The 24,963-nt window shown below is 55.5% G+C and carries 26 protein-coding genes; 18 read left to right on the top strand and 8 right to left on the bottom strand.

From position 1 onward, the window contains the following. The first annotated feature begins 4 nt into the window (after nt 1-4). Genes murD through ftsZ form a run of 7 tightly spaced genes read left to right on the top strand, consistent with a single transcriptional unit; the run spans nt 5 to nt 8,366 of the window. A complete protein-coding gene (murD, locus tag C8D99_RS12145; protein WP_133958674.1) occupies nt 5-1,378 on the top strand; it encodes a UDP-N-acetylmuramoyl-L-alanine--D-glutamate ligase in 1,374 nt (457 codons plus the stop codon). After that, a complete protein-coding gene (locus C8D99_RS12140; RefSeq protein ID WP_243833923.1) occupies nt 1,375-2,496 on the top strand; it encodes an FtsW/RodA/SpoVE family cell cycle protein in 1,122 nt (373 codons plus the stop codon). Before murD ends, C8D99_RS12140 begins: the two co-directional genes overlap by 4 nt. Beyond that, the gene (locus C8D99_RS12135) at nt 2,493-3,587 is read left to right on the top strand and encodes a UDP-N-acetylglucosamine--N-acetylmuramyl-(pentapeptide) pyrophosphoryl-undecaprenol N-acetylglucosamine transferase (protein ID WP_133958672.1); all 1,095 of its coding nucleotides are present in this window, start codon (nt 2,493-2,495) and stop codon (nt 3,585-3,587) included. The genes C8D99_RS12140 and C8D99_RS12135 overlap by 4 nt, the downstream gene beginning before the upstream one ends. Nucleotides 3,588-3,600: 13 nt before the next feature. Beyond that, nucleotides 3,601-5,001, top strand: a complete 1,401-nt coding sequence (gene murC / locus C8D99_RS12130) for a UDP-N-acetylmuramate--L-alanine ligase (RefSeq protein WP_243833922.1) — start codon at nt 3,601-3,603, stop codon at nt 4,999-5,001. Between the two features lie 60 nt (nt 5,002-5,061). Further along, nucleotides 5,062-5,865, top strand: a complete 804-nt coding sequence (locus tag C8D99_RS12125; RefSeq protein WP_133958668.1) for a hypothetical protein — start codon at nt 5,062-5,064, stop codon at nt 5,863-5,865. Then, nucleotides 5,866-7,182 (top strand): cell division protein FtsA, encoded by a 1,317-nt coding sequence (gene ftsA, locus C8D99_RS12120; protein ID WP_133958666.1) that lies wholly within the window; start codon nt 5,866-5,868, stop codon nt 7,180-7,182. Nucleotides 7,183-7,214: 32 nt separating this feature from the next. Next, a complete protein-coding gene (gene ftsZ / locus C8D99_RS12115) occupies nt 7,215-8,366 on the top strand; it encodes a cell division protein FtsZ (RefSeq protein WP_133958664.1) in 1,152 nt (383 codons plus the stop codon). Nucleotides 8,367-8,812: 446 nt separating this feature from the next. On the opposite strand, the gene C8D99_RS15570 is transcribed toward ftsZ, so the two are convergent. Then, nucleotides 8,813-9,103 carry a hypothetical protein gene (locus C8D99_RS15570; protein WP_243833921.1) on the bottom strand — a complete coding sequence of 97 codons (291 nt, stop codon included), beginning with the start codon at nt 9,101-9,103 and terminating at the stop codon, nt 8,813-8,815. Between C8D99_RS15570 and C8D99_RS15795 the strand changes: the two genes are divergently transcribed. The 11 genes from C8D99_RS15795 to tpiA are packed head-to-tail and all read left to right on the top strand — an operon-like array spanning nt 9,024 to nt 19,756. Then, the gene (locus tag C8D99_RS15795; protein ID WP_420808818.1) at nt 9,024-9,236 is read left to right on the top strand and encodes an SPOR domain-containing protein; all 213 of its coding nucleotides are present in this window, start codon (nt 9,024-9,026) and stop codon (nt 9,234-9,236) included. The two genes, C8D99_RS15570 and C8D99_RS15795, sit on opposite strands and share 80 nt — an antisense overlap. 28 nt (nt 9,237-9,264) lie before the next feature. After that, on the top strand, nt 9,265-10,494 hold the full coding sequence (locus tag C8D99_RS12105; RefSeq protein WP_166670167.1) for a molybdopterin molybdotransferase MoeA: 1,230 nt from the start codon (nt 9,265-9,267) through the stop codon (nt 10,492-10,494). Beyond that, entirely contained in the window at nt 10,482-12,410 is a 1,929-nt protein-coding gene (locus C8D99_RS12100) for a substrate-binding domain-containing protein (protein ID WP_243833919.1), read from the top strand. The genes C8D99_RS12105 and C8D99_RS12100 overlap by 13 nt, the downstream gene beginning before the upstream one ends. Further along, nucleotides 12,398-13,411, top strand: coding sequence for a GTP 3',8-cyclase MoaA (gene moaA / locus C8D99_RS12095; RefSeq protein ID WP_133958658.1), 1,014 nt, complete (start codon nt 12,398-12,400; stop codon nt 13,409-13,411). The genes C8D99_RS12100 and moaA overlap by 13 nt, the downstream gene beginning before the upstream one ends. A 3-nt stretch (nt 13,412-13,414) precedes the next feature. Beyond that, on the top strand, nt 13,415-13,948 hold the full coding sequence (moaC, locus tag C8D99_RS12090) for a cyclic pyranopterin monophosphate synthase MoaC (protein WP_133958656.1): 534 nt from the start codon (nt 13,415-13,417) through the stop codon (nt 13,946-13,948). Then, a complete protein-coding gene (locus C8D99_RS12085; RefSeq protein WP_208321179.1) occupies nt 13,935-14,750 on the top strand; it encodes a MogA/MoaB family molybdenum cofactor biosynthesis protein in 816 nt (271 codons plus the stop codon). Before moaC ends, C8D99_RS12085 begins: the two co-directional genes overlap by 14 nt. Before the next feature lie 48 nt (nt 14,751-14,798). Continuing rightward, nucleotides 14,799-15,686, top strand: coding sequence for an RNase adapter RapZ (gene rapZ, locus C8D99_RS12080; protein ID WP_133958654.1), 888 nt, complete (start codon nt 14,799-14,801; stop codon nt 15,684-15,686). Next, nucleotides 15,641-16,810: a gluconeogenesis factor YvcK family protein gene (locus tag C8D99_RS12075; protein ID WP_338024477.1), complete on the top strand. Its 1,170-nt coding sequence runs from the start codon at nt 15,641-15,643 to the stop codon at nt 16,808-16,810. Before rapZ ends, C8D99_RS12075 begins: the two co-directional genes overlap by 46 nt. Before the next feature lie 44 nt (nt 16,811-16,854). Further along, nucleotides 16,855-17,763 (top strand): DNA-binding protein WhiA, encoded by a 909-nt coding sequence (gene whiA / locus C8D99_RS12070; RefSeq protein ID WP_208321178.1) that lies wholly within the window; start codon nt 16,855-16,857, stop codon nt 17,761-17,763. Beyond that, complete coding sequence (locus C8D99_RS12065; RefSeq protein ID WP_133958650.1) at nt 17,760-18,950, top strand: phosphoglycerate kinase; 1,191 nt, start codon at nt 17,760-17,762, stop codon at nt 18,948-18,950. The genes whiA and C8D99_RS12065 overlap by 4 nt, the downstream gene beginning before the upstream one ends. A 29-nt stretch (nt 18,951-18,979) precedes the next feature. Continuing rightward, entirely contained in the window at nt 18,980-19,756 is a 777-nt protein-coding gene (tpiA, locus tag C8D99_RS12060; protein WP_133958648.1) for a triose-phosphate isomerase, read from the top strand. A 113-nt stretch (nt 19,757-19,869) separates the two neighbouring features. On the opposite strand, the gene rsfS is transcribed toward tpiA, so the two are convergent. From rsfS to rplU, 7 genes are all read right to left on the bottom strand, one after another. After that, nucleotides 19,870-20,226 (bottom strand): ribosome silencing factor, encoded by a 357-nt coding sequence (gene rsfS / locus C8D99_RS12055; RefSeq protein ID WP_133958646.1) that lies wholly within the window; start codon nt 20,224-20,226, stop codon nt 19,870-19,872. 48 nt (nt 20,227-20,274) lie between these two features. Continuing rightward, complete coding sequence (locus C8D99_RS12050; RefSeq protein WP_133958644.1) at nt 20,275-21,555, bottom strand: LCP family protein; 1,281 nt, start codon at nt 21,553-21,555, stop codon at nt 20,275-20,277. 4 nt (nt 21,556-21,559) lie between these two features. Continuing rightward, nucleotides 21,560-22,204, bottom strand: a complete 645-nt coding sequence (gene nadD, locus C8D99_RS12045) for a nicotinate-nucleotide adenylyltransferase (protein ID WP_133958642.1) — start codon at nt 22,202-22,204, stop codon at nt 21,560-21,562. Nucleotides 22,205-22,223: 19 nt separating this feature from the next. Further along, nucleotides 22,224-23,567: a GTPase ObgE gene (obgE, locus tag C8D99_RS12040; RefSeq protein ID WP_133958640.1), complete on the bottom strand. Its 1,344-nt coding sequence runs from the start codon at nt 23,565-23,567 to the stop codon at nt 22,224-22,226. Nucleotides 23,568-23,730: 163 nt separating this feature from the next. Next, on the bottom strand, nt 23,731-24,018 hold the full coding sequence (gene rpmA / locus C8D99_RS12035; protein ID WP_133958638.1) for a 50S ribosomal protein L27: 288 nt from the start codon (nt 24,016-24,018) through the stop codon (nt 23,731-23,733). Continuing rightward, the gene (locus C8D99_RS12030; protein ID WP_133958636.1) at nt 24,002-24,343 is read right to left on the bottom strand and encodes a ribosomal-processing cysteine protease Prp; all 342 of its coding nucleotides are present in this window, start codon (nt 24,341-24,343) and stop codon (nt 24,002-24,004) included. The genes rpmA and C8D99_RS12030 overlap by 17 nt, the downstream gene beginning before the upstream one ends. A gap of 3 nt (nt 24,344-24,346) precedes the next feature. Beyond that, complete coding sequence (gene rplU / locus C8D99_RS12025; RefSeq protein WP_133958634.1) at nt 24,347-24,664, bottom strand: 50S ribosomal protein L21; 318 nt, start codon at nt 24,662-24,664, stop codon at nt 24,347-24,349. Between the last annotated feature and the right edge of the window lie 299 nt (nt 24,665-24,963).

Here is a 24,963-nt window from a genome sequence, read left to right as displayed (position 1 = left end):
AGCCATGGGATCGGCGAATGATCTTCAGGGAAAAAGAATCACCGTCATAGGATCAGGAGTCAGCGGCAAAGGGTTGGCCTCTCTTGCAGCCGGACTGGGGGCGTCGGTTTTCGTCACAGAGAGAAAGCATCTGGATGAAGATGCCCGGGCAATTTTCAGGGAAAAGGGCATCGAATGGGAAGAAAACGGCCATTCAGGCCGGGCCTGTGATGCCGACCTTGTCGTGGCAGGTTCCGGCATTCCTCCTTCAGCTCCCGTGATCGTCGAAGCCAGGAAAAGGGGAATTCCGGTTACGGGAGAACTTGACTTTCTTGCCCCGTTTCTTCGGGGACGGATTATCGGTGTTACGGGAAGCAACGGAAAAAGCACCACCACAGCTCTCCTCGGTCATATGCTCACCAGGAAAGGATATTCGGTTTCCGTCACCGGAAACATCGGGACCTCCCTCGCAGACTCGGCCCTCCGGAACTGGGATTTTCTCGTGGTAGAGCTGAGCAGTTTCCAGCTTTACTGGAATTCCTGCCTGTCCTGCAGTGTGGCGGTCGTGACCAACCTTGCTCCGGACCATATTGACTGGCATGGAAGCTACGAGGAGTATGTCCGGTCAAAGGCCAGGATAATCACCACCCAGGGAGAGGGCGGGGTGGCGGTCATCCAGGAGAGAGACCGGACTGCTCTTGGTTCGGACCTTGCTGATGAACGTTTCGTGTGCTTCTCGTGGAAAAACGGCTTTTCCGGCCGGTGCGAAAAGGCAATCCTTGCCGACGAAAAGAGCCGGTCCGTGTATTTCCGAAACGGGAATGACGAAGAGAGACTTTTCGGGTTTGATGATCTGCCTCTCATCGGAAGGCACAACATCGAAAACGGTTCCATGGCGGCTGGTGTTCTTCACCTCCTCGGAGAGAAAAACGGAATACCTTCCCTTTTCCCTGGATTCGGCGGACTGCCCCACAGATGCGAAAAGGTCGCCGAAATCGACGGCATACTCTACATAGACGACTCCAAGGGAACCAACGTGGCCTCCACCTGCACCGCACTGACCTCCATTGACGGGCCGAAAGCAATCATCCTCGGGGGGCAGGGAAAAGGCGAGGATTACGCCCCCCTGGCTGAAACGGTCCGAAATGAGGCGGTCGCAGCCGTGGTGATGGGTGAGGAGCGGGACAAAATAACGGCGGCGCTCCGGCAGGCCGGGTATGAGCAAATTTTTGAAGCGGAGGGAATGGAAGATGCCGTAAAAACGGCCGCCTCAGCCCTGCCGGGAAAAGGCGTGGTTCTTCTTTCTCCTGCATGCACCAGCTGGGACATGTACCCGAACTACAAAAAAAGAGGAGAACATTTCAAGAGCATCGTTCTTTCCCTGGAGAAACGGCCATGATGGAAGAAACGGCACTTATGAGGAAATCACCTGCAAGGCGCCCGCAGGTGGATCCCTTTCTCTGGATCATCCCCCTGGTCCTGGCCATTTTCGGGATACTGATGATCTTTTCCCTGACATCCCATACGTCCCTGGAAGAGTACGGTTCCCCCTTCACCCTCGGGATGAAGCAGGTGGAATGGCTCCTTGTCGGTATCACAGGCATGCTGGTGATGTACATGATTCCCCTGTCTTTCTGGAAAAAACACAGTGGTGTCATCTGGCTTCTTTCTCTCTTCCTTCTCGTTCTCACCCTCATCCCCGGGATAGGCATCAAGGCCGGCGGCGCAAGGCGATGGATAGGCTTTGCCGGGCTCCGGTTCCAGCCGATTGAATTCCTCAACCTGGCCCTTGCCGTCCATCTTTCGAGGCTCCTGAACACGTCCGAAAAAAGGGGACTGTCGGTGTTTGTCTCAATAACGGTACCGGTTCTCTTTCTTTCGGTTATTCCCCTTCTTTTCCAGCCGAATATGGGCGGAACAATCCTTATCTTCGCCCTTTCCATGGCAATTCATGTCCAGTGCAGAGGATGGAGCTGGCCTTTCATCGCCGGCGCTGCGGGGTTTCCTTTTTTCTTTATGTTCATCATCAGGGAAGGCTACCGCCTCAGAAGGTACATTGCCTTTCTTGATCCCTGGGAACAGCCCATGGACAGTGGTTTCCAGGTTATCCAGGGTCTCGTTGCCTTTTCCAACGGGGGCCTCTTCGGTGTAGGTGTGGGAAAGGGACTGCAGAAATTGAATTACCTTCCCGCCGCACACACTGACTACATTTTCGCCACCGTGGGAGAGGAATTCGGCTTTATCGGCACTTTTTTCATACTTTTCTTCTTCCTGATGTGGACAATGCGGGCCTGTTCCGTCTACAAAAACGCCGAAGGATTCCGGGCAACCCTTATCTGGGCTCTAACGGTCTCTGTACTTATTCCGCTGTTCATCAACCTCGGAGGAGTGCTCAAGCTGATGCCCCTTACGGGGATACCTCTTCCCTTCATCAGCTACGGAGGAAGCTCCCTTCTCTTTATGTGGGTGAAAATAGGCATCCTTATGAGGGTCTGCAGGGAGGTGTCCCTGCCATGACAAAATTATGCCTTGTCGCCGGAGGAACGGGGGGACACATCTTCCCCGCCCTGGCTTTTTCGGAATGGCTCCTGGCCTCCGGGACCGATGTGACTCTTTCCTTCGTCTGCGGGTCCCGGCCCCTGGAAAAGGAAATATACGCATCACGGGGGATCGTTCCGCTGCGCCTCCCTCTTTCAGGTTCTCCCTTCGGCGTCCCGGGCATCGGCTCCCGTATCTTCAGGTGGAAGGAAACCCTTTCATCGTTCTTTGTCTTCAGAGATTTTTTACGAAAGGAGGAATGCGATTGCTGTCTTCTTTTCGGCGGATACATCTCCTTTGTGCCGCTTCTCGCATGCCATCTTGGAGGAATCCCCATCATCATGCATGAGCAGAATGCCGTGGCAGGGAAAGTAACCCGCCTCGCCTTCCGGCTTAAGAAGAGAATTGCCTCCGGCTGGAATGAATGCCTTCCCTTCGCTGCCGGTACTTTCACACCCACGGGAGTTCCCGTACGATCCTTTTCTCCCCGGGATCCGAAGGAATCGTGGTCAAGGCTCGGCACAGGACGGGATTTTCCGGAAAACCAAATAATCGGAGTTCTGGGCGGTTCACTTATGAGCGAACGGCTGATACAATTATTGAGTTGTGTGATAAGAGATGAGGTATTACAAAAATGTACCTTTCTTTTTCTTGGAGCATCGCAGCAGGTTCAATCCGGTCTTTTTTCCGGGGATCACCCGGAAAACGTACTTTTTGTTGAGAAACAGTGGGACATGACCGATTTTTTCTCCGTCATTGACGGAGCCGTAGCTCGGGGAGGGGCATCGACGCTTTCCGAGCTGATGCTTTGGGGAATACCTGCAGTTGTTGTTCCCTGGAAACAGGCTGCCGATAACCACCAGGAAAAAAATGCCGAATGTTTTGAAAGGCTTGCCTCCGGAGAAATCTGGAGAGAAGACGAACCTCTGGAATTCTTGAAAGAAAAGATACTGCACGTCCTTCGAAAGGCACAAAACGTCAGGAAAGAATTTTCGGAGGGAGATGAGTCTGAACGTTTATGGCGGCTGATCTCGTCCAGTATTGGAAGGGAGATTACGAATTTTGGATAATTACATTGCAAGCTTGAAGGGTATACGCCGGATTCATCTTATGGGCATCGGCGGCGCAGGGATGAGCGGACTTGCTCTTCTTCTCGCCGAACTTGGCTACGAGGTGAGCGGCTGCGACATGAGCCACACATCCTATGTCGACAAGGTTCTCAAAGAAGAAATCGCGGTTGTTCTCGGCCACGGAAAGGCCCACATGGATAAATTCCTTCCGGAGCTTCTTGTGTACAGCAGTGCCATCCCCGAGGAAAACGAAGAGATCGCCGCGGCAAAGGAACGAGGAATTGCCGTGGCGAAAAGAGGAGAGGTCCTGAGCTGGATTTTCGATTCCCGGTTCGGCATAGGGGTTGCAGGAACCCACGGCAAGACGACCACCTCCTCCATGATAGCCCTCATCCTGGAACAGGCTGGTCTTCATCCGACTCTCGCCATCGGCGGAGAGCTCTGCGACATCGGCGTAAATGCGAAGCTCGGAGACGGCCCCTACATGGTCGCCGAACTCGACGAGAGCGACGGCTCCTTCGAAAAATTCCATCCCAACATTGCCGTAGTCACCAATGCCGACTGGGACCACGTCAATCATTACCCCACCTTTGAAAGTGTTCTCGAGGCCTTCGGCCGCTTTACATCCAACCCCAAGGACGGCGGGCTTCTTGTACTCTGCGGAGAAGACGCGGGTTTAGGGAAAATCATGGCGTCCGGGCCACTTCCAAGGGAAGCGGTCACCTACGGATGGGGGATGGGATGGACCTGGGGAGCATTCAACGTCAGGCACAACCACGGCGGGGGAGCCAGTTTCTCCATTGCTCACAGGGGTGTTCACATCGACGACATGGAACTCTCCGTTTCGGGAGATCACAATATTCTCAATGCCCTGGCCGCCTGTGCGGTTGCCCACACTCTGGGAATTCCCTTCACTATGATCAGGAAAACCCTGAAGGAATTCAAGGGAGCGAAAAGACGCCTTCAGCATCTGGGACAGATCAACGGCGTTGAAGTGTATGACGATTATGGGCATCATCCAAGGGAAATCGCGGCAACCCTGAGTGCCATCGGCAGAATGTTCCCGGAAAAACGGCTTCTTGTGGCCTTCCAGCCCCACCGGTTTACCAGAACGCAGGCCCTGTACAGGGATTTCGCCTCCGTTCTCTCCACGGCGGACACGGTATTCCTGCTCCCCGTCTACCAGGCGGACGAGGAGCCGATTGAAGGTGTTTCCTCCGCCCTTATCAATACTATTTTGAACGAAAAGGGATACTTGAAGAGCGTTATGTGCGGCTCCCTTGAGGAAGCTGCCTTCGAGCTCGAAAAACAGTGCCTGCCCGGTGACATCATACTGACCATCGGAGCCGGAGATATTTCTAACGTCGGCGAAATGTTCATGGAGAAGGCAAGAGCGGAGGTCGTCCACGCCTGATCGGCATGCAGAGCGCCTCCGGAAGGCTGTCTTTTTCTCCTCTGCCGGGATAGCGATTTCATGGGAAAATTTCTTTTTATCCTTCTTTTGTGTTCCCTGCTCCTCGGCGCAGCCCTCTCCTACGAGGAATATATTCAGTTTCTGAGCCTTGACAGTGTCTCGGTTCAGACAGGAGATACCGAGGCGGAGGTGTTGTTCTGGAAAAATCTGGGGCCCTGGGAACTTCGATACTGGCCGGTGTTTTTCTTCAGATCCGCCGACCTGAAGAAAAAAATCGAATCTGAAGCTCCTCTGGTATTTTCTCTGCGCAGAGAGAATGTATCGGATTTCTTTATCGAAATCGAACCTTTACAGCCCTGGCTCAGGCTCCGGTGGAAGGAGAAAGATTTTTTTCTTACCCGTGACGGGCGCATCTGGGAAACCGGTCATCCCCTGAATAAAAAGTTCTCGGGAATCAGGCCGCCTACCATGCCTCCCTTTCTTCTTTCGGAGGCCCTTCCTTCTCCGGCGGGCATTTCGGGAGAGGGAATCGTGGTGACCTCAACCGTTCTTCCCGTCGCTTTCTTTGCCGAATGGGTCAGCGGTCTTGAAACAAGCGGCTGGATGCCTCATACTCGTGAAGTGGAAATTTCCAGAAGAGAAGGAAACTACCTTCTCCGTCTGAATCTGAATATCAGGGACAGGACCGTGCGGATCCTCATTCGGGGCGACCAGGCACGGTGGAAAGAAATATCCTCCGCCGTCTCGCAGATTCTTCACCAGTTACAATTTTCTGGTGGAGACCTTATAATAGATACCACTTACACTGACAGAATCATTGTCCGTAATGTGGCCGGCGGCGGTCAGGAAGGGAGCGGGAGATAAGTGTACAAAGAGCCGGAAATTCTCGTCGGGCTGGATCTCGGCACGAGCAAAATCGCCGTTGTTGTGGCGGAAAGAGATTCCCGTTTCCAGGAAGCTCAGATAATCGGTGTCGGGTTCGCTCCGTCCCAGGGAATACGAAAAGGCCTGATCATTAACCTGGAGCAGGCGGTCCGCTCTGTACGCCAAGCGGTAAAGGACGCGGAAAACATGGTGGGCTTCGAAATTTCGGAAGCCACAGTCTCGTTCAGCGGCATTGACGTGGCCTCCGTGACATCCCGGGGTATGATCTCCCTGGGCAGAACTCCCCGCCAGGTATCCATATCGGACGTGGAAAGAGTCATCGAAGCCGCCCAGAGCGAACTTTCCATTCCTTCAAACAGGGTTACCCTTCATACCATTCCGGTAAAATATTCCATTGACGGCAACTCCGGAATTGACGACCCTCTCGGCATGACGGGCATACGTCTTGAAATGGAACTGCAGTCGGTAATAATCCCCACCACGGTGGTCCAGAATATCATCAATTGCGTCGAGACCGCCGGAGTGGAGGTCAACGGGCTGGTCATCAAATCTCTTGCCAGTGCCCTCGGCGCACTGACCGACGAAGAAACGAGGGCTGGGGTCATTTCCCTCTGCATCGGCGGCGGGACCACGGGTGTGGCACTCTACACCGACGGCCGTCCCGTAAAATTGTCCATCATTCCCATCGGCGGGGATCACATAACCAACGACCTGGCCTACGTGATGAAGATTCCCATCAGCAAGGCGGAGGAGATCAAGAAAATGGTGTCTCTCTCCCCCGATGACGACGAAGAACAGGAACTGGACGTCGATGTGAGGGGAAGAACGAAAACCTTCAACGTTCATGAAGCTTCCGAAGTGGTAAACTGCAGGCTGGAGGAACTTTTCGGAGAACATGTCCGCCACCAGCTTTCTGAGTACACGCTGCATATGTTCCCCGCAGGCATCGTTCTTTCGGGGGGCGTTGCCAAGACGCCGGGTATCGAACTTTTCGCCTCCGAGCTTCTGAACCTTCCCGTCCGGATTGCCGAGCCCCTTGACATGTACCAGATGCCTCCGGGAAGAAATGACTGCGAATACACTACCGCCGCGGGAATCGTGCGGTATATGACCAGCAAGGAAAGAAATCCGTACCGTTTCATCGAGACCCCCGTGTCCCAGCTCCGCTCAGGTTCGGCCATAATCTCTCCTGGGCTTTCAGGCACAAAACCTCCCAGGAAACAGGGCAGTTCCCAGGGAGAAGGATTTCGTGGTCTCATGGAATACCTGAAAAAATCCGTCAAGGAGCTTTTCTAGAGCCGCATTCCGCAATTGGGGAGGATAAGAAAATGGAGCACGTATTTCAGGTTAATGACACTCCGAGGCCCCACCGGGAGGAAATCAAGGTCATCGGCGTCGGCGGCGGAGGCGGAAACGCCCTGAATCATATCATCAGGAGCGGAGTGTCAGGAGTCCACTTTATCACCGCCAATACGGACGTGGGAGCTCTTCAGCTCTCCCAGGCCACGACGAAGATAACTCTCGGAGAAAAGCTGACCAAGGGACTGGGAGCCGGCTCCGACCCCGAAGTGGGCATGAACAGCGCAAAGGAATCTATTGACAAGATACGGGAAGTGGTCACGGGAGCCGACATGGTCTTTCTCACCGCAGGCATGGGTGGTGGAACGGGAACGGGAGCATCGCCCATCATCGCAGAAGTTGCCAAGGAAGCGGGGGCCCTTGTTGTGGCTGTTGTCACCTTTCCGTTCTCCTTTGAGATGAACCGGCGCAGAAAACAAGCCATGACCGGTATCGCTACCCTCAAGGAAAAAGTGGACGCCCTTCTCGTGGTCGAGAACGATCGCCTTCTTGAACTGACCGACGAAAAAACAAAACATGCAGACGCCTACCGTCTCGCGGACGAAGTCCTCCGCCAGGCAGTTCAGGGAGTGACAGACCTCATTCTGAAACCCAGCCTGATAAACGTGGACTTTGCCGACGTGAGAACGGTGATGCAGAACGCCGGGTCCGCTATCATGGGAATCGGCTCGGGAGAAGGGGAGAACCGGGCGGAGGCTGCGGCAAAGACGGCAATCAAGTCGCCCCTCATGTCCATTCCCATGAAGGGCGCCAAGGGGATTCTCTTTAATATTACGGGAGGGTCGGATCTCGGTATTCACGAAATCCGAAAAGCCGCACAGATCATCACTGAAACTGCGGATGAAGACGCCATCGTCATTTGGGGTCACACGGTCTCCGAGGAAATGTCCGACAAAATACAGATAACAGTTATCGCCACAGGTTTTTCCTCGGAAAAGGAAAAAAAGACTGTCACCAATTTTCCCAAGGCAGCCCCGAAGACGAAAACGGCCGGAGTTGTTCTCGAGGAAACTGAAGTGCTCCCGGCCCAGGATGAAGACCTGTTTACCATGAGCGGAGTGCCGAAGAACCCTTACGACATTCCTTCCATTCTCCGCAAAAGCCAGAAGAACGGGAAATAACCGCGTTTCCTGTACAATCCTTTCAATAGATTCCTCTGACCGGAATATCCTGTTCGGTCAAACGTGCTGAAGGCAGGAGTCTTGAAAAGGATTCCTGCCTTTTGTTGCGGAGTTGTTGTTTTCGGGAACAGAAGGAGTTCCGGCTAATTCTGTTCCAGCCGCTCTACAGGCAAAGGAGGGATTTGAATGTCCACGAGAGAGAGCAGAAGACTCAAGGAAAAACGCTCCATGATTCCTTTCGGGGATATCATGCTCCCGGTCATCGGCCTGGTGGCTGTCGGGCTTCTGATAGTAGGAGTGAAGCTTTTTTTCCTGTCGGGACCGAAAAACCCCGGGTATTCACCCATTTCTCCCACGGTTCCGGCAGCGTCGCGGCAGGAAACACCACAACCAGCACCTGTGAGCAGTAAGCCGGCAGCGCCTTCCCGGCCTCCTGTCCCTGACAATCACGCCGTCCTCGCAGCTCCTGTAGGGGCCAGCCAGCCTGTCACCGTCGTTTCGTCTCCTTCGGGAACGAAAAGTTCCCCGGTGGCTTCACCACCTGCGGCCCAGCCCGGGCAGAAGACTCCTGCCCCCTCTCCGTCCAAACCTGCCGCCAGGCAGCCCGCACCTCCAAGCCCCCCACCTTCGGCTGCCAACAGCAGATGGGGTGTCCAGATCGGCTCATTCACAGCCAGGGATGGTGCGGAAACAGTCAGGCAGCAGGCCGCCAGGGCGGGCTTTTCTTCTTTCATCACGTCGGCTCTGGTCAATGGAAAAACTTACTTCAGGGTTACTGTACCTGCTGGAAACGACAGGCAGCAGGCCGACAACCTGGCCGGGAAACTGACAAAAGCCGGATTTCCGGTCTTCGTCGTCGGCATGCGCTGACCTGATCGTCCAAGGATCTTACTCCATCGTGGCCGGTTTCGTCGAAACCCTCACCCCCAGAGAAAAAGCTCTCGCGCATGTCTCGGACGTCCTTCGTTTTCCATGGCGGGGGATGGAACTCTCAGTCCCTGCTGAATCCTGTTCCGGTCGGATTCTACGGCCTGTGACCGCCGGCGAGAACTTCCCCCCCTTCCCGAGAAGCACCAGGGACGGGTATGCAGCAGCCAGCGCCGACTGCATCGGTGCAACTCCCGGCAGTCCTGCCTTCCTGACTCTAGCGGGAGAAGTCCCCATGGGCTCCGCTCCTTCCTTTTCAATCCGCCGCGGAGAGTGCGCCCTTATCCATACCGGAGGTATTCTGCCCGACGGGGCGGATGCCGTTGTGATGGCGGAGGATACGGAAAGCGCGGGAAACTGGATAGAAGTGAAAAAGGCCGTTCAGAAGGCAGAAAATACTGTCCAGCCGGGTGAAGAATTTTCCGTGGGAGATATCCTTCTGAAGGCCGGGCAGAAGATCGGTTTCAGAACTGCCGGGCTTCTTGCGATGGCAGGTATCAGGGAGACTGCCGCGGCAAGCCTGACGGTGGGCATAATCAGTACGGGGGATGAAATTGCGCCCCCCGGCACGGTCCTGTTGCCTGTGGGCAAGGTAAGGGATGTCAACGCCTCCATGCTTTCGGCCCTCCTCACCGGAGAAGGCTATTCAGTGAAGAATTACGGAATAGCGGAAGACACGAGAGAGTCTCTCGCCTCCTTCCTCCGGGAAGCGCTCCGTGAATGCAGCGTTGTTGCGATAAGCGGAGGATCGTCGGTCAGCATGAGAGACCACTGTTCCTCCATACTCGAAGACCTCCCCCCCCCGGGACTCCTGGTGAGGGGAATTCTCATGTCCCCCGGCAAACCGACCCTGATCGCAGGCACGAAGGAGGAGAACAAACTCGTCCTTGGCCTTCCGGGGCATCCTTTTTCGTGTTTCATTTCGGCCTACACAGTCCTTCTCCCTCTTCTGAACGGTCTTCTCTGGGGAGAACCGGCAGGGCCGTGGAAACAGGTCCGCGTACCGGTGCAGGAACCAGTATTCGGCCACACAGGCATCGAAGAATTTATCCCCTGCGTTCTGAGAAACGGCAGAGCCTTCCCCTTTCCCGTCAAATCCTCCTTTTCGAAAGCTCTGGCAGAGGCGGACGGGCTGTTCAGGCTTTCCGCATCCCATGAAACCATCAGGCAGGGTGAGGAGGCGGAAATATGGCTCTGGTAGAAAAAGAAACAATGCACATCAGCCTTTCGAAAGCATGGGGAATTCTCAGGGAAAAATGCCGTCAACTCCCTGCGGAGGCCGTTCCCGTTCAGAATTCCCTGGGACGAACCCTCGCGGAGGACGTGATCGCCGGCAGAAACGTACCCCACTACAATGCGTCGGCCATGGACGGCTACTCCCTTTTATCGGCCCTGACGGCCGGAGCGACCCCTTCCTCTCCCGTGTCCTTCGCCGCCGGCGAATACGAATGGGTCAATACAGGCGGAGAGATTTCCGCCCGGTTCGACAGCGTCGTTATGATAGAAGATACTTCTCTTGACAGGAAAACAGGGACTCTGTCGGTCGTCTCCTCCCTCGTGGCTGGAGAAAACGTCCGTCCCCTCGGGGAGGACGTTTTCCTCGGACAGGTCATCGCCAGGGAAGGCGACAGGGTGACGCCCGCTCTCTGTTCCCTCCTGGCCACGGCGGGAGTGAAAAACCTCCGGACCCTGGCCCTGCCGAAAACTCTCTACATTCCGACGGGTGATGAAATTATTCCCCTGGAAGAATGGCTCGAGCTGGAAACCCCTCCTCCCGGAAGGGTGGGGGAGAGCAATTCTCTTCTCGTAAAGGGCTATTTCCGGAACTGGGCTTTTCCTGTGGATATAGCCCCGTGCATCCCCGACGACCCGAACATTTTAAAGTCCTTTCTTGAAGAAAACAGGAAGAAGTACGATCTTATCCTTATCGGGGCGGGTTCCGCGAAAGGAGAGCGGGATCACACATTTTCCGTTCTTGAAGACCTCGGACATCCTCTCTTCAGGTGGCTTCTCATGAAGCCCGGCCGGCCGGCCTCCGCGGCCGATCTCGGGGGATGCTTCGCGGTCAACCTTCCGGGCTTTCCCATGTCCAACGCCGTCATCCTCTGGTCCGTTGTTTTCCCCATCCTTCAGCTGCTTCACTTCGGGGACTTCGACGAAGAGACGGTCCTTCCCCTGGCGATCGGGGCGGCAGGAACAGAGGAGGTTACCCTGCTTTCATCCTATTCCTCGACCTACGGGAAAGAAGAATGGGTACGGTTCAAGTGTGTTGAAATCGGCGGCGGGAAAAAAGCCTACGCTCTTCCGTCAGGAGCGAGCGCCCTGTGGTCTCTTTCCGAAACCGACGGGCTGTCTCTTCTGCCACTGGAAACAGCGGAAAGGACAAAGGGAACGACGGTGAACCTCTGGCTCCTCAGGGATATCCGCTGGAAGGAGAGAATCCTGTTCCAGGGTTCAAACGACCCGGCGTTCGAGCGTATCGCCACCTTCGCCAAAAAAAAAGGCGGGGAGGTGATCTTCCGGTCGGTGGGCAGCCTCGGAGGCCTCGCCGCTCTCTCAAGGGGAGAATGTCACGCGGCAGCCTGTCATTTGCTCGACACGGAAACGGGCGACTACAACACCTCTTATATTGAAAGAATGTTTGGACCGCAGGCTGACGCTCTCCTTGCCCGCCGTATCGTGTTCTTCCGGCAGCAGGGTATCATGGTCCGGAAGGGGAACCCCAGGGGAATCCGCTCCGTCTCAGACCTCCGCAGAGAGGACGTGGTGATTGTGAACCGCCAGCCCGGGGCAGGCACAAGAGTCCTGCTGGATTTTCTTTTCCGGGGTGAGAATATCGACCCCGGGAATGTGCGGGGTTACGAAAACTGCAGCACCACTCACTTCGACGCCGGAAACAAGGTCCTGAGAGGATTCGCCGACGCAGCAGCGGGAATTAAATCTGTCGCTGACGCCCTCGGCCTTGATTTTCTTCCCCTGGCGGAAGAACCTTACGAACTCGTCTATTTCAAGAGCATGGAGGATCACCCGGGAATAGCCGCTCTTCTTGAATCGCTCAACGATGAAGGGTGGAGATCCTTGGTGGACCGCATGGGAGGTTACAGATGGACGGAATAATTCAGGATTCTTTCGGACGGGTGCTGGATTACGTCCGCATTTCAGTGACGGACAGGTGCAATTTCCGTTGTGTTTACTGCATGCCTGCCGATGGCATTGAATGGATTCCCCACGATAAAATCCTCACCTACGAGGATTTGCTTTTCCTGTGCCGCACGCTGACGGACCTCGGAGTCAGAAAAATACGGTTCACCGGGGGAGAACCTTTCGTGAGAAAGGGTTTTGTTCCCTTCCTTGAATCGGTGAAGGAAGCACATCCCCGCCTCAGGATAGCGGTCACAACAAACGGTTCCCTTCTGGAGAAATGGGCAGAGAGAATCGCCCGCCTGGGCCTCGATTCGCTGAACGTGAGCCTCGATTCGCTCGATCCGGGCAAATTCGCCGAAACCACGAGAACCGGAGAGCTGGAAAGAGTCCTCCGGGGTATCGATGCCGTCAGAGAGACCGGCGGGGTGCCTGTCAAGCTGAATTCGGTTGTCATGCGGAACTTCAACTTCGACGAAATTCCGGCCCTGGTCGGATTCGCCGCTGAAAAAGGGGTAACCCTCAGGTTTATCGAATTCATGCCCCTAGACAAGGATGTGTGGTCCCAGTCCCGGTTTGTCCCCGCGGAGGAGATTCTTTCCCTTCTTCCGGACCCGTCTCTGTGGAGGAGCTGCCCGTCGAAGGACAACAGGTCCGAGATCTGCGGCCCCTCACGGTATTTTCGGAACAGTGCCACCGGTCAGATGGTGGGAATCATCTCCGCTGTTTCGGATCATTTCTGCCATCTCTGCAACCGTCTCCGGGTGACGTCCACCGGCGTCATGCGTCCCTGTCTTTTCGGCAACTTCGGCGTTCCCCTGCTTGAAGCTCTTCGAAGCAAAGATGCAGGAGCCCTGCAGAAGGGAATTCTGCAGGCCGTTTCCAGAAAGCCCCGAAGAGGGGAGACAGGCATTCCTTCACCGGAAGAAGGAACGGATTCTCTTGAGGAACGGCACATGTCTCAGATCGGAGGATAATCCATGGCAAATACCGAATCTTTCAGACAGGATAAAACATCGTTTTCTCACCTTGACGGAGAAGGAAGGCCCCGGATGGTCGATGTGAGCGGAAAGCCGGAAACTCTTCGTACCGCTTTGGCTGAAGGTTGGGTAATTCTTGACCGGGCAGTGTGTGAACAGCTGGCGGCCGACGGCTATTCAAAAAAGGGAGACGTACTGAAAATTGCAGAGACCGCAGGCATCATGGCGGTCAAAAAAACACCGGAACTCATCCCTCTGTGCCATGGCATCCGGATAGAGAGAGCGGAAGTGAAGTGTGTCTTCCTGGAAGAAACGGGCAGGATCAGGATTACCTGTACCGTGGCCGCGAGAGACGTCACTGGCGTCGAGATGGAAGCCCTCACAGGCGTGTCCGTTGCCGCCCTCACGGTGTATGATATGTGCAAGGGCATCTCCAAGAACATGATAATTGAAGGAATCCGTCTCGTGAAAAAAACGGGCGGCAAGAGCGGCACCTATATCGCGGAGGGGATGAACGGCAATGCGGATTCTTGAAATACTGGAAAAGGAACGGGGAGAACTCTTCGTCCACACTCTCTGCTACACCGGCATCAATGCGGCAGGGAAAGCGTCATTCAACGGAACGGAGAAAGAGCTCTTCCTTCTTCCTCCCGGCGGTTTTTCCTCTCTTCCCGACAGTGCGGCCGGCTTCGTTCTGCCTGTCTGCGAATTCCCCGGAGATTTTTTCTTTTCCGCCGGCGAGGCGCTTTTTCGGACTGTTCCATCCTCGCTGCCCTTTCCAAAGCTAAGGGCAGAAATGGGCGGCTTTCTTACAGTATCATCCCGGGCCTCTTTTCTCCGGCCCCTCAGAGCCGGCGTTCTGACGGTGAGTGACAAGGGAAGCAGGGGAGAAAGGGAGGACACGTCAGGTCCCGCCCTGGCCGAACGGCTGAGAGGAATCGGCTGTGACACGGCCGAAACGGCTGTCGTCCCCGATGAAAATGAAGCTATTGCAGCGATCCTGAAGAACTGGACCGACTTAAAAGATCTCCACCTGATCCTGTGCACCGGGGGAACCGGTTTCTCCCCCAGGGACATCACCCCTGAAGTCCTGGAATCCATTGCCGGAAGAAAGGTTCCCGGAATCGGCGAGGCGATGCGCCAGGCTTCACTCAGGATCACCCCGAAAGCCATGCTGAGCAGAAGCAACGCCGTCATCCGTGGGGAGACCCTCATAATATCTCTCCCGGGAAGCGCCAAGGGCGCAACGGAGTGTTTCGACGCCATCGCCGGGCCGCTGAGGCACGGCATCGAAATTCTCAGGGGCTGGGACGGGGAATGCGGCTCTCCTTCATAAGAAAACGGACCTTCAGGTTTCCGGAAGAAGGGGAGGGGAGGCAGGTTTATGGACAGTGAATTCCAGGGCGTGAAAAAATGCGTCATTCTCACCGGCATGTCGGGCGCAGGAAAATCGACAGCCCTGAAGGTGCTTGAAGACCAGGGGATGTTCGCCATTGACAATATTCCCCCGGCACTGCTTTCCCAGCTGATGGTCATCCTCGGGAAACACCGGGCGGCAGTGAGAAACGGAGTGGCAGCCGTGGTGGACGTACGGGGAGACACCCTTCTCGACGATTTTCCCGCGGCGATCTCGGCACTGAAGAACCAGATCCAAGAGGTCAGCGTTCTTTTTCTCGATGCTTCCGACAGGGCTCTGCTTGCCCGTTTCGAAGCGACCCGCAGACGGCACCCTCTGCACGACGAGGGCAGCTTTCTTGACGGTATTTCCAGGGAACGGATCCGCCTGAAACCGATTCTCGAACTCTCCGACACGGTGCTGGACACGTCCGGTCTTTCCCTTCCCCACATCAGAAAGAAGCTCCTTTCCGAAGTGAGCGGCACATCTTCCCAGGACTTTCTCATCTTTACTTCCTTCGGCTTCAAATACGGGCCTCCAGCGGACTGTGACTTCCTCTTCGATGTCCGTTTTCTCTCCAACCCCTACTATGTCCCGGAGCTTCAAAACCTCTCCGGGCAGGACAGGGAAGTCCAGGATCATATCTGGAATTCCGGTGAAGCGGAAGAATTCTGGAAAAGACTGGTTTCCTTTCTCGAACACGTCATTCCGCTGTACCTGGGTACGGGGAAATCCCACCTTCATATCGGGATAGGCTGTACGGGAGGCCGACACAGGTCGGTGGCCGTTGCAGAGAGACTTGCGGCCCATTTCAGGCCTTTCGGCGGCATGTGCTCCCTCAGGCACAGGGATATCTCAAGAGAACAGGGCTGGTGATCATGGACAGCATTCTGGCCTATATCCTCGGTTTATTGACAGCCCTGATAATGGCCGTCCTGCTTCGCTTCAGGGAACGGTCGGAGTTCTCTTCTTTCTACGGCTCTTCGAGGAAAAAGATGGCTGCCATTTCCAGGGCCGTGGAATACAGGCTCTCCATGGGACCCTATGTGGCGGCCCTGGGCGGCGGAACAGGCCTTTCAACCCTCCTGCGCGGACTCAAGAGCTTCACCAGGAATATCGTCGCTGTCGTCACCGTCACCGACGAAGGCGGAAGTTCCGGGAGACTCCGGGAAGAATGGGGAGTCCTTCCTCCTGGAGATGTAAGAAACTGCATTGTCGCCCTGGCGGAAAACGACAGCGCCCTGAGGCGTCTTCTTGATTTCCGCTTCGACAGGGGAGTCCTTGCGGGGCACAGCCTCGGGAACCTCATGCTTCTGGCCATTTCGGAGCAGTTCGGCGACTTCCGCCGGGCGGTCGAAGAGATGAACAATCTCCTCGCCATCCGGGGAAGAGTCCTCCCGGTGACCACGGAAGCCGTGTCTCTCGTGGCCGAAACAGCGGCCGGGGAGAGGATCAAGGGGGAGCTTTCCATTTCCGAACACGGGAGCGAAATCAGGAAGATCTGGCTTGAGCCCCTGGATGCCCGTCCCGTCGTCGACGTCCTGCGGGCCATCGATGAGGCGGAAATTATCGTCCTTGGACCGGGAAGCCTTTTCACCAGCGTCATACCCAACCTTCTCGTTTCAAAGGTTGCGGAGCGCCTGAGAAAAGCTGCCGTTCCGAAGGTGTACATCTGCAATCTCATGACCCAGCCGGGAGAGACGGACGGATTTTCCCTCGCCGGTCACGTGAAGTGGATCGCCTCCGCCATGGGCATGCCCCCTGATTATGTCATCGCCAATGCCGGTGAAATTCCTCCCCATCTCATGGAAAAGTACGGAAAGGAGGGAGCCCTTCCCCTTGTGGCGACTGACAGGGACAGGGAAGAACTGGAAGAGATGGGCTGCCTCCTTCTGGAAGGCAATTTCGTGCAGATCATCGACAGTGCCCTTCTCAGGCATGACGGGCAGGCTCTCTCCCATCTTCTGATCCGGCTTTGCCGTGAACTGAAAGAGGATTGATCCCCTTGCCGAACCCGGATACCGCAAAGACTCTTTCTTCTTTCATGTGGGATGAATGGCTGACAGCATCTCCGAAGAACAGGGCTGAGGCCGTCAGGGAAATCCGCGGCATTCTCCAGGGGATGGCCGCCTCCGGAGACAGCGGAAGCGAACTGCAGCTCTCAAGCGGAAGGCTGTGGATATTCAGAAGACTGATCAGGCTCTGGGGAGAAGCGGAGCTTACTTATATCCATGATTTTCCTTCCCTCCTGAGCATTCCCAGATCACTCAAGGGAAAGGTTTTTCTGCGCATTCCGGAGAGGCTCGCCTTTCTTCGCCTCGACCTGGCGGAGGACATGGCCCGCTTCGAAAAGAAACGGCCCGACTGGCTTCGCGGCCTGTGGGGAAGCTGCGGGGCACTCTACATTCCCAGAAGCGGCTATTACATGAGTTTCCGGGTTTCTTCCAGGGAAACGGAGCACACTGCGGCCGCCATGCTGAAAAAAAGCGGATTCTCCTTCGGCCGGAGACACATACAGGGAAAGCATGAAATCACTCTCCGCAACCAGGAAGAAATCGTCACGCTGCTCGCGGGCTTCGGTCTTGTGAAAACGTCCCTCCGGATGGAAGAGAAGGCTATCGTCCGCTCCATGAGAAACAGGGCAAATATGCTGGTTAACTGCGACTCGTCGAATATCCGAAAATCCCTCGATGCCGCCACGCGGCAGCTTGAGCTCGCCCGGGCGGCTGTTTCGGCACCGGGTTTCGAATCTCTGCCGGATGTTCTCAAGAACCTGGTGAAATCACGGGTCGACAATCCAAGCGTGACCCTCGAGGAACTCGGCAAGCTTCAGTCGCCTCCCATCAGCAAAAGTACTGTACAATATCGCTGGAAAAAACTCGAACATGCAATGGGTCCGGCAGCCGGGAGCGGCGAAAGGAACCAGATTCGGAAGGAGGAGGATATTCCATGAAACTGCGTCTTTTTTCCCATCAGGACGTTGCAGGAAAAAATGTATTGCTCCGGGTTGACTTCAACGTACCCGTCAAGAACGGCGAAGTGGGGGACCTCACCAGGATCCTGGCCCACAGGGACACCATCTCAACCCTGCTGAAGGCAGATGCCAGGGTTGCGCTCTGCTCTCACCTCGGCAGGCCAAAGGGGAAAAAAGTGCCGGAAATGTCCCTTGCCCTCGTTGCGGCCGCAGCGGAAAAGGCCCTGGGCCATCCCGTATCCTTTTGCGGCGAGTGCATCGGGCCGGAAGTGGAAGCAGCCCTTGCATCCCTCACGCCGGGAACGCTCCTGCTGCTTGAAAATCTCCGGTTCCACCCCGAGGAGCAGGAAAACGACGCCGGATTCGCCAGGTCTCTGGCTTCGCCCTTCGACGTCTTTGTCATGGATGCCTTCAGCGCGGCCCACAGGGCCGACGCATCCACGAGCGCCGTCATGGACATACTTCCCTCCTTCTCCGGTTTTCTCCTGGAAAGGGAGGTCAACATGCTCTCGGCCGTCAGCGAAATCCCTGAAAAACCCTTCGTTCTCATCCTCGGAGGAGCGAAAGTCTCCGACAAAATCGGGGTGGTGGAACATCTCATGGACAAGGCCACGTCGATCCTCATCGGCGGCGGCATGGCCTTCACGTTCCTTAAGGCCCGCGGCGCCAATATCGGGCGGTCTCTCTTCGAATCGGAAAAAGCCGGTTTTGCTCTTGAAATGATGGAAAAAGCCGCCCAAAAAGGCGTCGAAATACTCCTTCCCGTGGACGTGGTCGCCGGCGCTTCGCTTGACATGACTCAGGGAGAGCAGATCGTGCCTGCCGATGATATTCCTGAGGACCTCATGGGCCTCGACATAGGTCCGAAAACGGCGCAGCTCTTCGCTTCAAGGGCTGCTGCAGCCAAAACAGTCCTCTGGAACGGTCCCATGGGAGTATTTGAAAATCCGGTCTTTGCAAAGGGAACCAGGGCAGTCGCCGAGGGCGTTGCCCTGTCCACGAAAAACGGAGGACTTACGGTTGTCGGCGGCGGCGATACGGCCTCCGCGGCGAAACAGCTCGGGTTCGACCGGGAGGTATCTCATGTTTCCACCGGCGGGGGAGCGAGCCTTGAATTCTGCGAAGGCAGACAGCTCCCCGGAATAATGCCCCTGGTGGCTGAGTAGGAAGAAAATATCCCGTGAGGAGGCCGGACATGAAAAAAATATACCTTTACGGAAACTGGAAAATGAACATGCTCCCGGAAGAGGGAGAAGCGTTTTGCCGCTCCCTGGCGGACCGGATTACCGGAAGCCTGTATGGAAGCGACCTCGTGGACATCTGCCTTTTCCCTCCTTTCCTGACGGTTCCCTCGGTACTGAAAGCCCTTCCGGGATCTCCCGTATCGGCAGGAGCCCAGGACGGCTATTTCGAGGACAGGGGAGCATACACGGGGGCTGTGTCCATGGACATGGTCCGGTCCGCGGGCTGTACCCACGTTCTGGCAGGACATAGTGAACGTCGTCACATTTTTGGTGAAACCGATGAAATAGTGGCCAAAAAGCTTCGTAAAGCCCTGGACGTGGGCCTGAAGGCTGTTCTTTGTTTTGGGGAAACCCTCGAGGAACGGGAAAGCGGAAAAACGATCCAGGTCGTGCAGAATCAGCTCCTTTCAGCCTTCCAGTCCGTGCCGGGAGAACATGCCCAGGACCTCATCCTTGCTTACGAACCGGTTTGGGCTATCGGGACAGGGAAAAACGCAAGCCCCGATGACGCCCAGGAGGTCTGTGCCTTTGCGGCAAAACTGGCCTCCGGGACTTTCGGCGGCCAATCCCGGATTCCGGTGCTGTACGGAGGAAGCGTCAAGGATTCGAATGCGGGAGAACTTCTATCAAGGCCGGATATTCACGGCGCGCTGGTGGGCGGGGCATCGCTGAAAGTGGACTCCTTTCTGGCCATTTACGAAAACTACAGAAAACTCTCTGCGGGGTAAAACTCCAGCCTGAAACCGGCAAAACGTAACATAAGATATATTATAGGACATTTATTTCTTCTAAAAAACGCAGCTGCCGGCTAATGCTGGCAGCTGCGTTTATCATTGTCGTTTCAGTCTTCGTAGGTAAAATGAAACGTCGGGGCGTCGCCCCAGAGCTTTTCCAGCTTGTAATGGTCCCTTCCGGCCCTGCTGAAGACATGCACCACCACTTCGCCCGCATCTATGAGACGCCACTGGGAACTGTCATATCCCTCGACCATGGACTGTAGGCCTTGTGAATGCAGTGCCTCGAGGGCCGCATCCCTGAGGGTGCTCATATGAATTTCCGAATTGGCCGTGACAAGTACGAATGTATCTGAAATGGCGGCCGAACCCTCCATATCCATGGCGACGATATCGAGACCCCTTTTGTCAGCAAGGGCGTTGTACAGGTATTCAAAGTCCCTGAGGCGGTTTGCCTTTTTCACTCCTTCACCTTCTCCTTTTCCGGTTATGCAGGCTGCTCTCCTGCCTCATCATTGACGGACAAGGCCGCCAAGCCGTTGCAGCACCTTTTCGCTGTCTTTTCCGATGATGATTGTAACATGAGGCACGGCCGGGCTTCTCGAAATAAGGTTCTTGCCCACACCGGCAATTTCTCCGAGTGCCTGGGCCGTTTTCTGGACCGCCTCCGCCCCTTTTTCAGGTACCTGGATGCTGGTCGTCCGGTAGTCGAAATGTTTTGCGTTTCCGATATGCACCACGTCGATGCCGATTTTCTGGAGCGCCGTGGCGGCCTCTTTGCCGAGCCCTGACGATCCGGCGCCATTGAGCACGGAAACAGGAGTGGTCACCGAGGCTATCAGGGATTCGACATCAATGCTCCTGTCCGGCGAGGGCTCCGGCTGCTCCTTCAGTACCTGGTCGCCTGAAACGGTTTCCCCTGCCTGTTTTTCGGGAAGGCCCGTAAGCATGGCGGAAGCCTCGGTGGTATCGCCTATCCAGTAGCTGAGGTTTGAAATATAGGCGGCTTTTCCCGGAAGAGTAAAGAAATGGAGATTCTCTCCCGATAGGTCGGCCAGGTAGGAGGCAAGCTGCAGAGCCTGGGCCGGAGTCATGTCGGAGTTCACCATTTCAATTGCTTTCTGGGCAAGCTCGGGAATCTTGGGTATCATGGCCGGTGTCTGAAGTTTTTTCAGGACCGCCTTAATGAATTCCTGCTGCCGTTTCACCCGTCCGATATCCCCCAGGGCGTCATGGCGGAAGCGCACGTAGTGAAGGGCTGTTTTCCCGTCGAGCTTCTGGAATCCTTTCGGGATGTTGATGAAAAGCTTTCCCGCATAATCGTTATAGACCATTCGGCGCTCCACGTCCACTTCCACGCCGCCGATGAGATCGATGATGGAGGGAAAGGTGTCGTAGTTCACCAGCACATAATAGTTGACTGGAAGGCCAAGAAAGTTGACCACGGTTTCCCGGAGCTTTTCCACCCCGCCGTAGGCATAGGCGTGGTTGATCTTGTCCCAGCCCTTGCCGGGTATCTGGACCCTGGTATCCCTCGGGATCGACATCACCCTGACGATCTTGTGGTCGATGTCGATGGTGGCAAAGGCGATGGCGTCGGCCCTCCTGCCACCGTCCACATCATCGATCCCGATAAGAAGGATGTTGGCCGTTCCTGAAGCCTCCGTGAATGAGATGGATTCCTTGATGGTCTGCGGTTTAGGGTCGACGAAGGTCCGGACGCGCATGGCCGCGCCCGCGAAGGCGGATGAAACGGCAAGTAGAAGAATGGCGGCGATTTTCAGTATTTTCATTGAGTCAAACCTCCAGCTTTCTCCTGTAGAGCCCCTTTTTGAAGATGTACTGCTCCACTGCCTCGGGAAGAAGATACTTGATGCTTCTCCCCTGCTCTATCCTCTGGCGGATTTCGGTACTGGAGATTGAAAGAAGGGGTATCTCCAGGGGTATGATGGCGCTCCTCATTTCCGCCGGCAGTGCTTCAAGCTTCTGGGGGACATATCCCGGCCTGTTGACTGCAACGATTCTGCAAAGGCCGGGAAGAGCCTCGTGCTCTTTCCATGTGGTGATTCCAAGTACCGCGTCCAGCCCCGTGATGAAGTAAAAGCCGACCTTCTCCGGAGCATACCAGTGCCTCATTTCCCTCAGGGTGTCCACTGTATGGCTCGGCTCCTTGCGGTCGATCTCGATTCTCGAAGGGGTAAATTTCGGATTCCCAAGGGTCGTCAGGAGCGTCATCACATACCTGTCTTCCGGGGATGCGGTTTTCCGTTCCCTTTTATGGGCGGGGTCCCCCGCGGGTATGAAAATCACTTCGTCCAGGTCAAGGGCTGTCCTGCTTTCCTCTGCAGCGAGAAGATGACCGAAATGGATCGGGTCGAAGGTCCCCCCCATGATCCCGATTTTTCTCTGTGCTTTCCGGGCTCTTCCGTCCAAGACCGTCATTCCCTCCCGTGGTCAGCCGTCACTCCATGACCCTGTCAGGTTCGAAATCGAATTCAAGGTCTCCGATATACACTTTATCACCTTTTTGTGCGCCGTTTTCTTCAAGGCGCTCCTCGATACGGAATTTCCGTACCAGCCGTGCAAACTTCAAAATGGCGTCCTCATGCTCAAAGTCATAGCGCTGCAATATCTTCTCGAGCCCTTCGTGGACCACCCTGAAGCCGGCGCCGTCCTGAAGCTTTATGATGGAAACGGGTTCCTTTCTCCTTCTCTGCCGCACCGGAACCGGCGTTTCAGCGGAAACCAGCCTGGTCGCCCCGGCGGGACGCTCATTTTCCCTCGCCAGCGAAACGATGGCCGGAATAATTTCTTCGATGCCTTCTCCCGTCATGGCACTGACAGTGAAGTACGGAACACCTCTCTGCTTCATGAAGGCCCGAACGTCACGATCCGCTTCGGCGGCCCCGGGCAGGTCTATCTTGTTTCCCACGACGATGCAGGGACGTGACAGGAGGTCTTCCCTTTCTTCACCGGGAAGGCGGTCTCCCGCCATGGCATTGTAGGCACGGAACTCTTCCCTGACGATCCTCCAGTGGTCAAGAACTTCCGCGGGGGATCCGGAGGCGAGATCAAGGACGTGAACGAGAAACCGGGTTCTTTCTATATGCCGGAGGAAATACACCCCCAGCCCCTTGTTCTCGTGGGCCCCCTCGATGAGTCCGGGAACGTCGGCAATCACTATTTTCTGGTCGTCCACGGAAAGCACCCCGAGGTTGGGTGACAGAGTCGTGAAGGGGTAACCTGCGATCTTGGGCTTCGCCGTGGAAATAGCCGCCAGGAGACTCGATTTTCCCGCGTTCGGAAAACCTACGAGCCCCACGTCGGCAATGAGCTTCAATTCAAGGAGGAGCCTTTTCTCTTCTCCTTCGTCTCCCTTTTCAGCGAACCGGGGGGTTTTTCTCACCGAGTTGGCGAAATGGGCATTCCCTCTCCCCGGCCTTCCGCCCTTTGCTATTACGACCCTCTCACCGGGTTCAACCAGGTCGGCAAGGATTTCTCCCGTGCCGTCATCATAGACAATCGTCCCGCAGGGAACGGAAATAATCCTGTCCTCTCCCGCAGCCCCTGATTTCAGGCCTCCCCTGCCGGGCTGGCCGTGTCCGGCCTTAAATTTCTTCTCATATTCGAAGTCGGCAAGGGTAAGGGTTCCAGGAGCAGCTTCGAGAATGACGTCTCCGCCCTTTCCACCGTCTGCCCCGTCAGGTCCGCCCTTCGGTATAAATTTTTCTCTCCGGAAACTCAGGCAGCCGTTTCCTCCCCGTCCTCCGGATACCTCTATTTTCACGAAATCAACAAATTTCATATCATCACCGGGTGAAACCCCACTATTCCCTTCTGATTTTACAATTAAAAAAGGGCCCAGGAAATCTTTCCGCACTCCGGAAAACAGGCGATGTCTCCCGGCAGCACGGAAAGAAGCAAAGGCCCTCTGATGCTGTTCTTCTTTCGGTGTTCAAAAGACGGGCCTATTCGGCCAGATCAAGCACTACGGAAACGAACTTCCGGCTTCCCTTCGTCTCGAAGTTGACGACACCGGCGCTCGTGGCGAAAATGGTGTCATCCTTCCCGATTCCGACATTTTTTCCGGGGTGAATCTTCGTTCCCCGCTGCCGGACGATAATGTTTCCGGCCTTAACCGGCTGCCCCGCGTATTTTTTGATGCCGAGGCGCTTGCCTTCACTGTCTCTGCCGTTTGTACTGCTTCCCTGGCCCTTTTTGTGGGCAAAGAACTGCAGGTCAAAAATCCAATTCATTTACGTGCACCTCCAAAATTCGGACATGATCGGGATAAACCCGGGCAATTTCTTTCAGCGAGCCTATAACGGTCTCCGCTATGACGTCTCCGGCCTGAGAGGGGCATGCACTCCAGTCAAGGGACATTTTCGTCTTTTCTCCGTCAATGGCGGACCGCAGGCCTTTTTCCTTCAGTACTTCCTGAAACCCGTAAAACAGAGCCTGAACGAGGGCTGATACTCCTGCGCAGACAACATCGGAACCTCTCCCGGAAAACCCCGTATGCCCGGCCGCCACAAGAGCGACTTTTTTTCCATCCTTCAGGCCGACGGAGATTTCCGTCATATCTCAGGCTCCCGGATTGATGGAATCGATACGAATCTCCGTGAAGTGCTGCCTGTGACCTCTCATGCGGCGGTAATTCTTCTTGCTCTTGAACTTGAATACGAGCACCTTGCGGTCTTTTCCGTTGGTGACCACGGAGGCACTGACAGATGCTCCCTCGACATAGGGAGTGCCGACGGAAATTCCATCGTCCCTGCCCACGAAAAGAACCTTGTCAAGGACCAGGGATTCACCCTCCGCAATCCCGAGGGATTCAACCTTCAGCAGGTCGCCCTCCTGGATACGATACTGCTTGCCGCCTGTTTCAACGATAGCGTACATTCTCTTCCTCCTCCCGCCGGGGTTCAGGCACCTGTGAAGGTTTACGACCTGCCCCGTGCGATATATACACCGAACCGTAGCATTATACGAAGTTCTTCAGATAATGTCAATTTTTCGCTTTACCCTAAATCCGCACCCTGAAAAATAAAAAACCTCTCTGGACTGTTCGGAGAACAGTGTTAAGGTAGTGTTTGCGACGACACGACCCTTCACCAGAGAGGTGCGTTCATTATGACGGAAAAGGCGAAGAAAATCCACATCGAACTGAAGAGCGGTGAAAGCGGCATAACATCCTTCGC

The organism is Aminivibrio pyruvatiphilus (assembly GCF_004366815.1).
In the GTDB taxonomy this organism is placed as follows: domain Bacteria; phylum Synergistota; class Synergistia; order Synergistales; family Aminobacteriaceae; genus Aminivibrio; species Aminivibrio pyruvatiphilus.
This window is presented reverse-complemented; position numbering and strand designations above follow the sequence as displayed.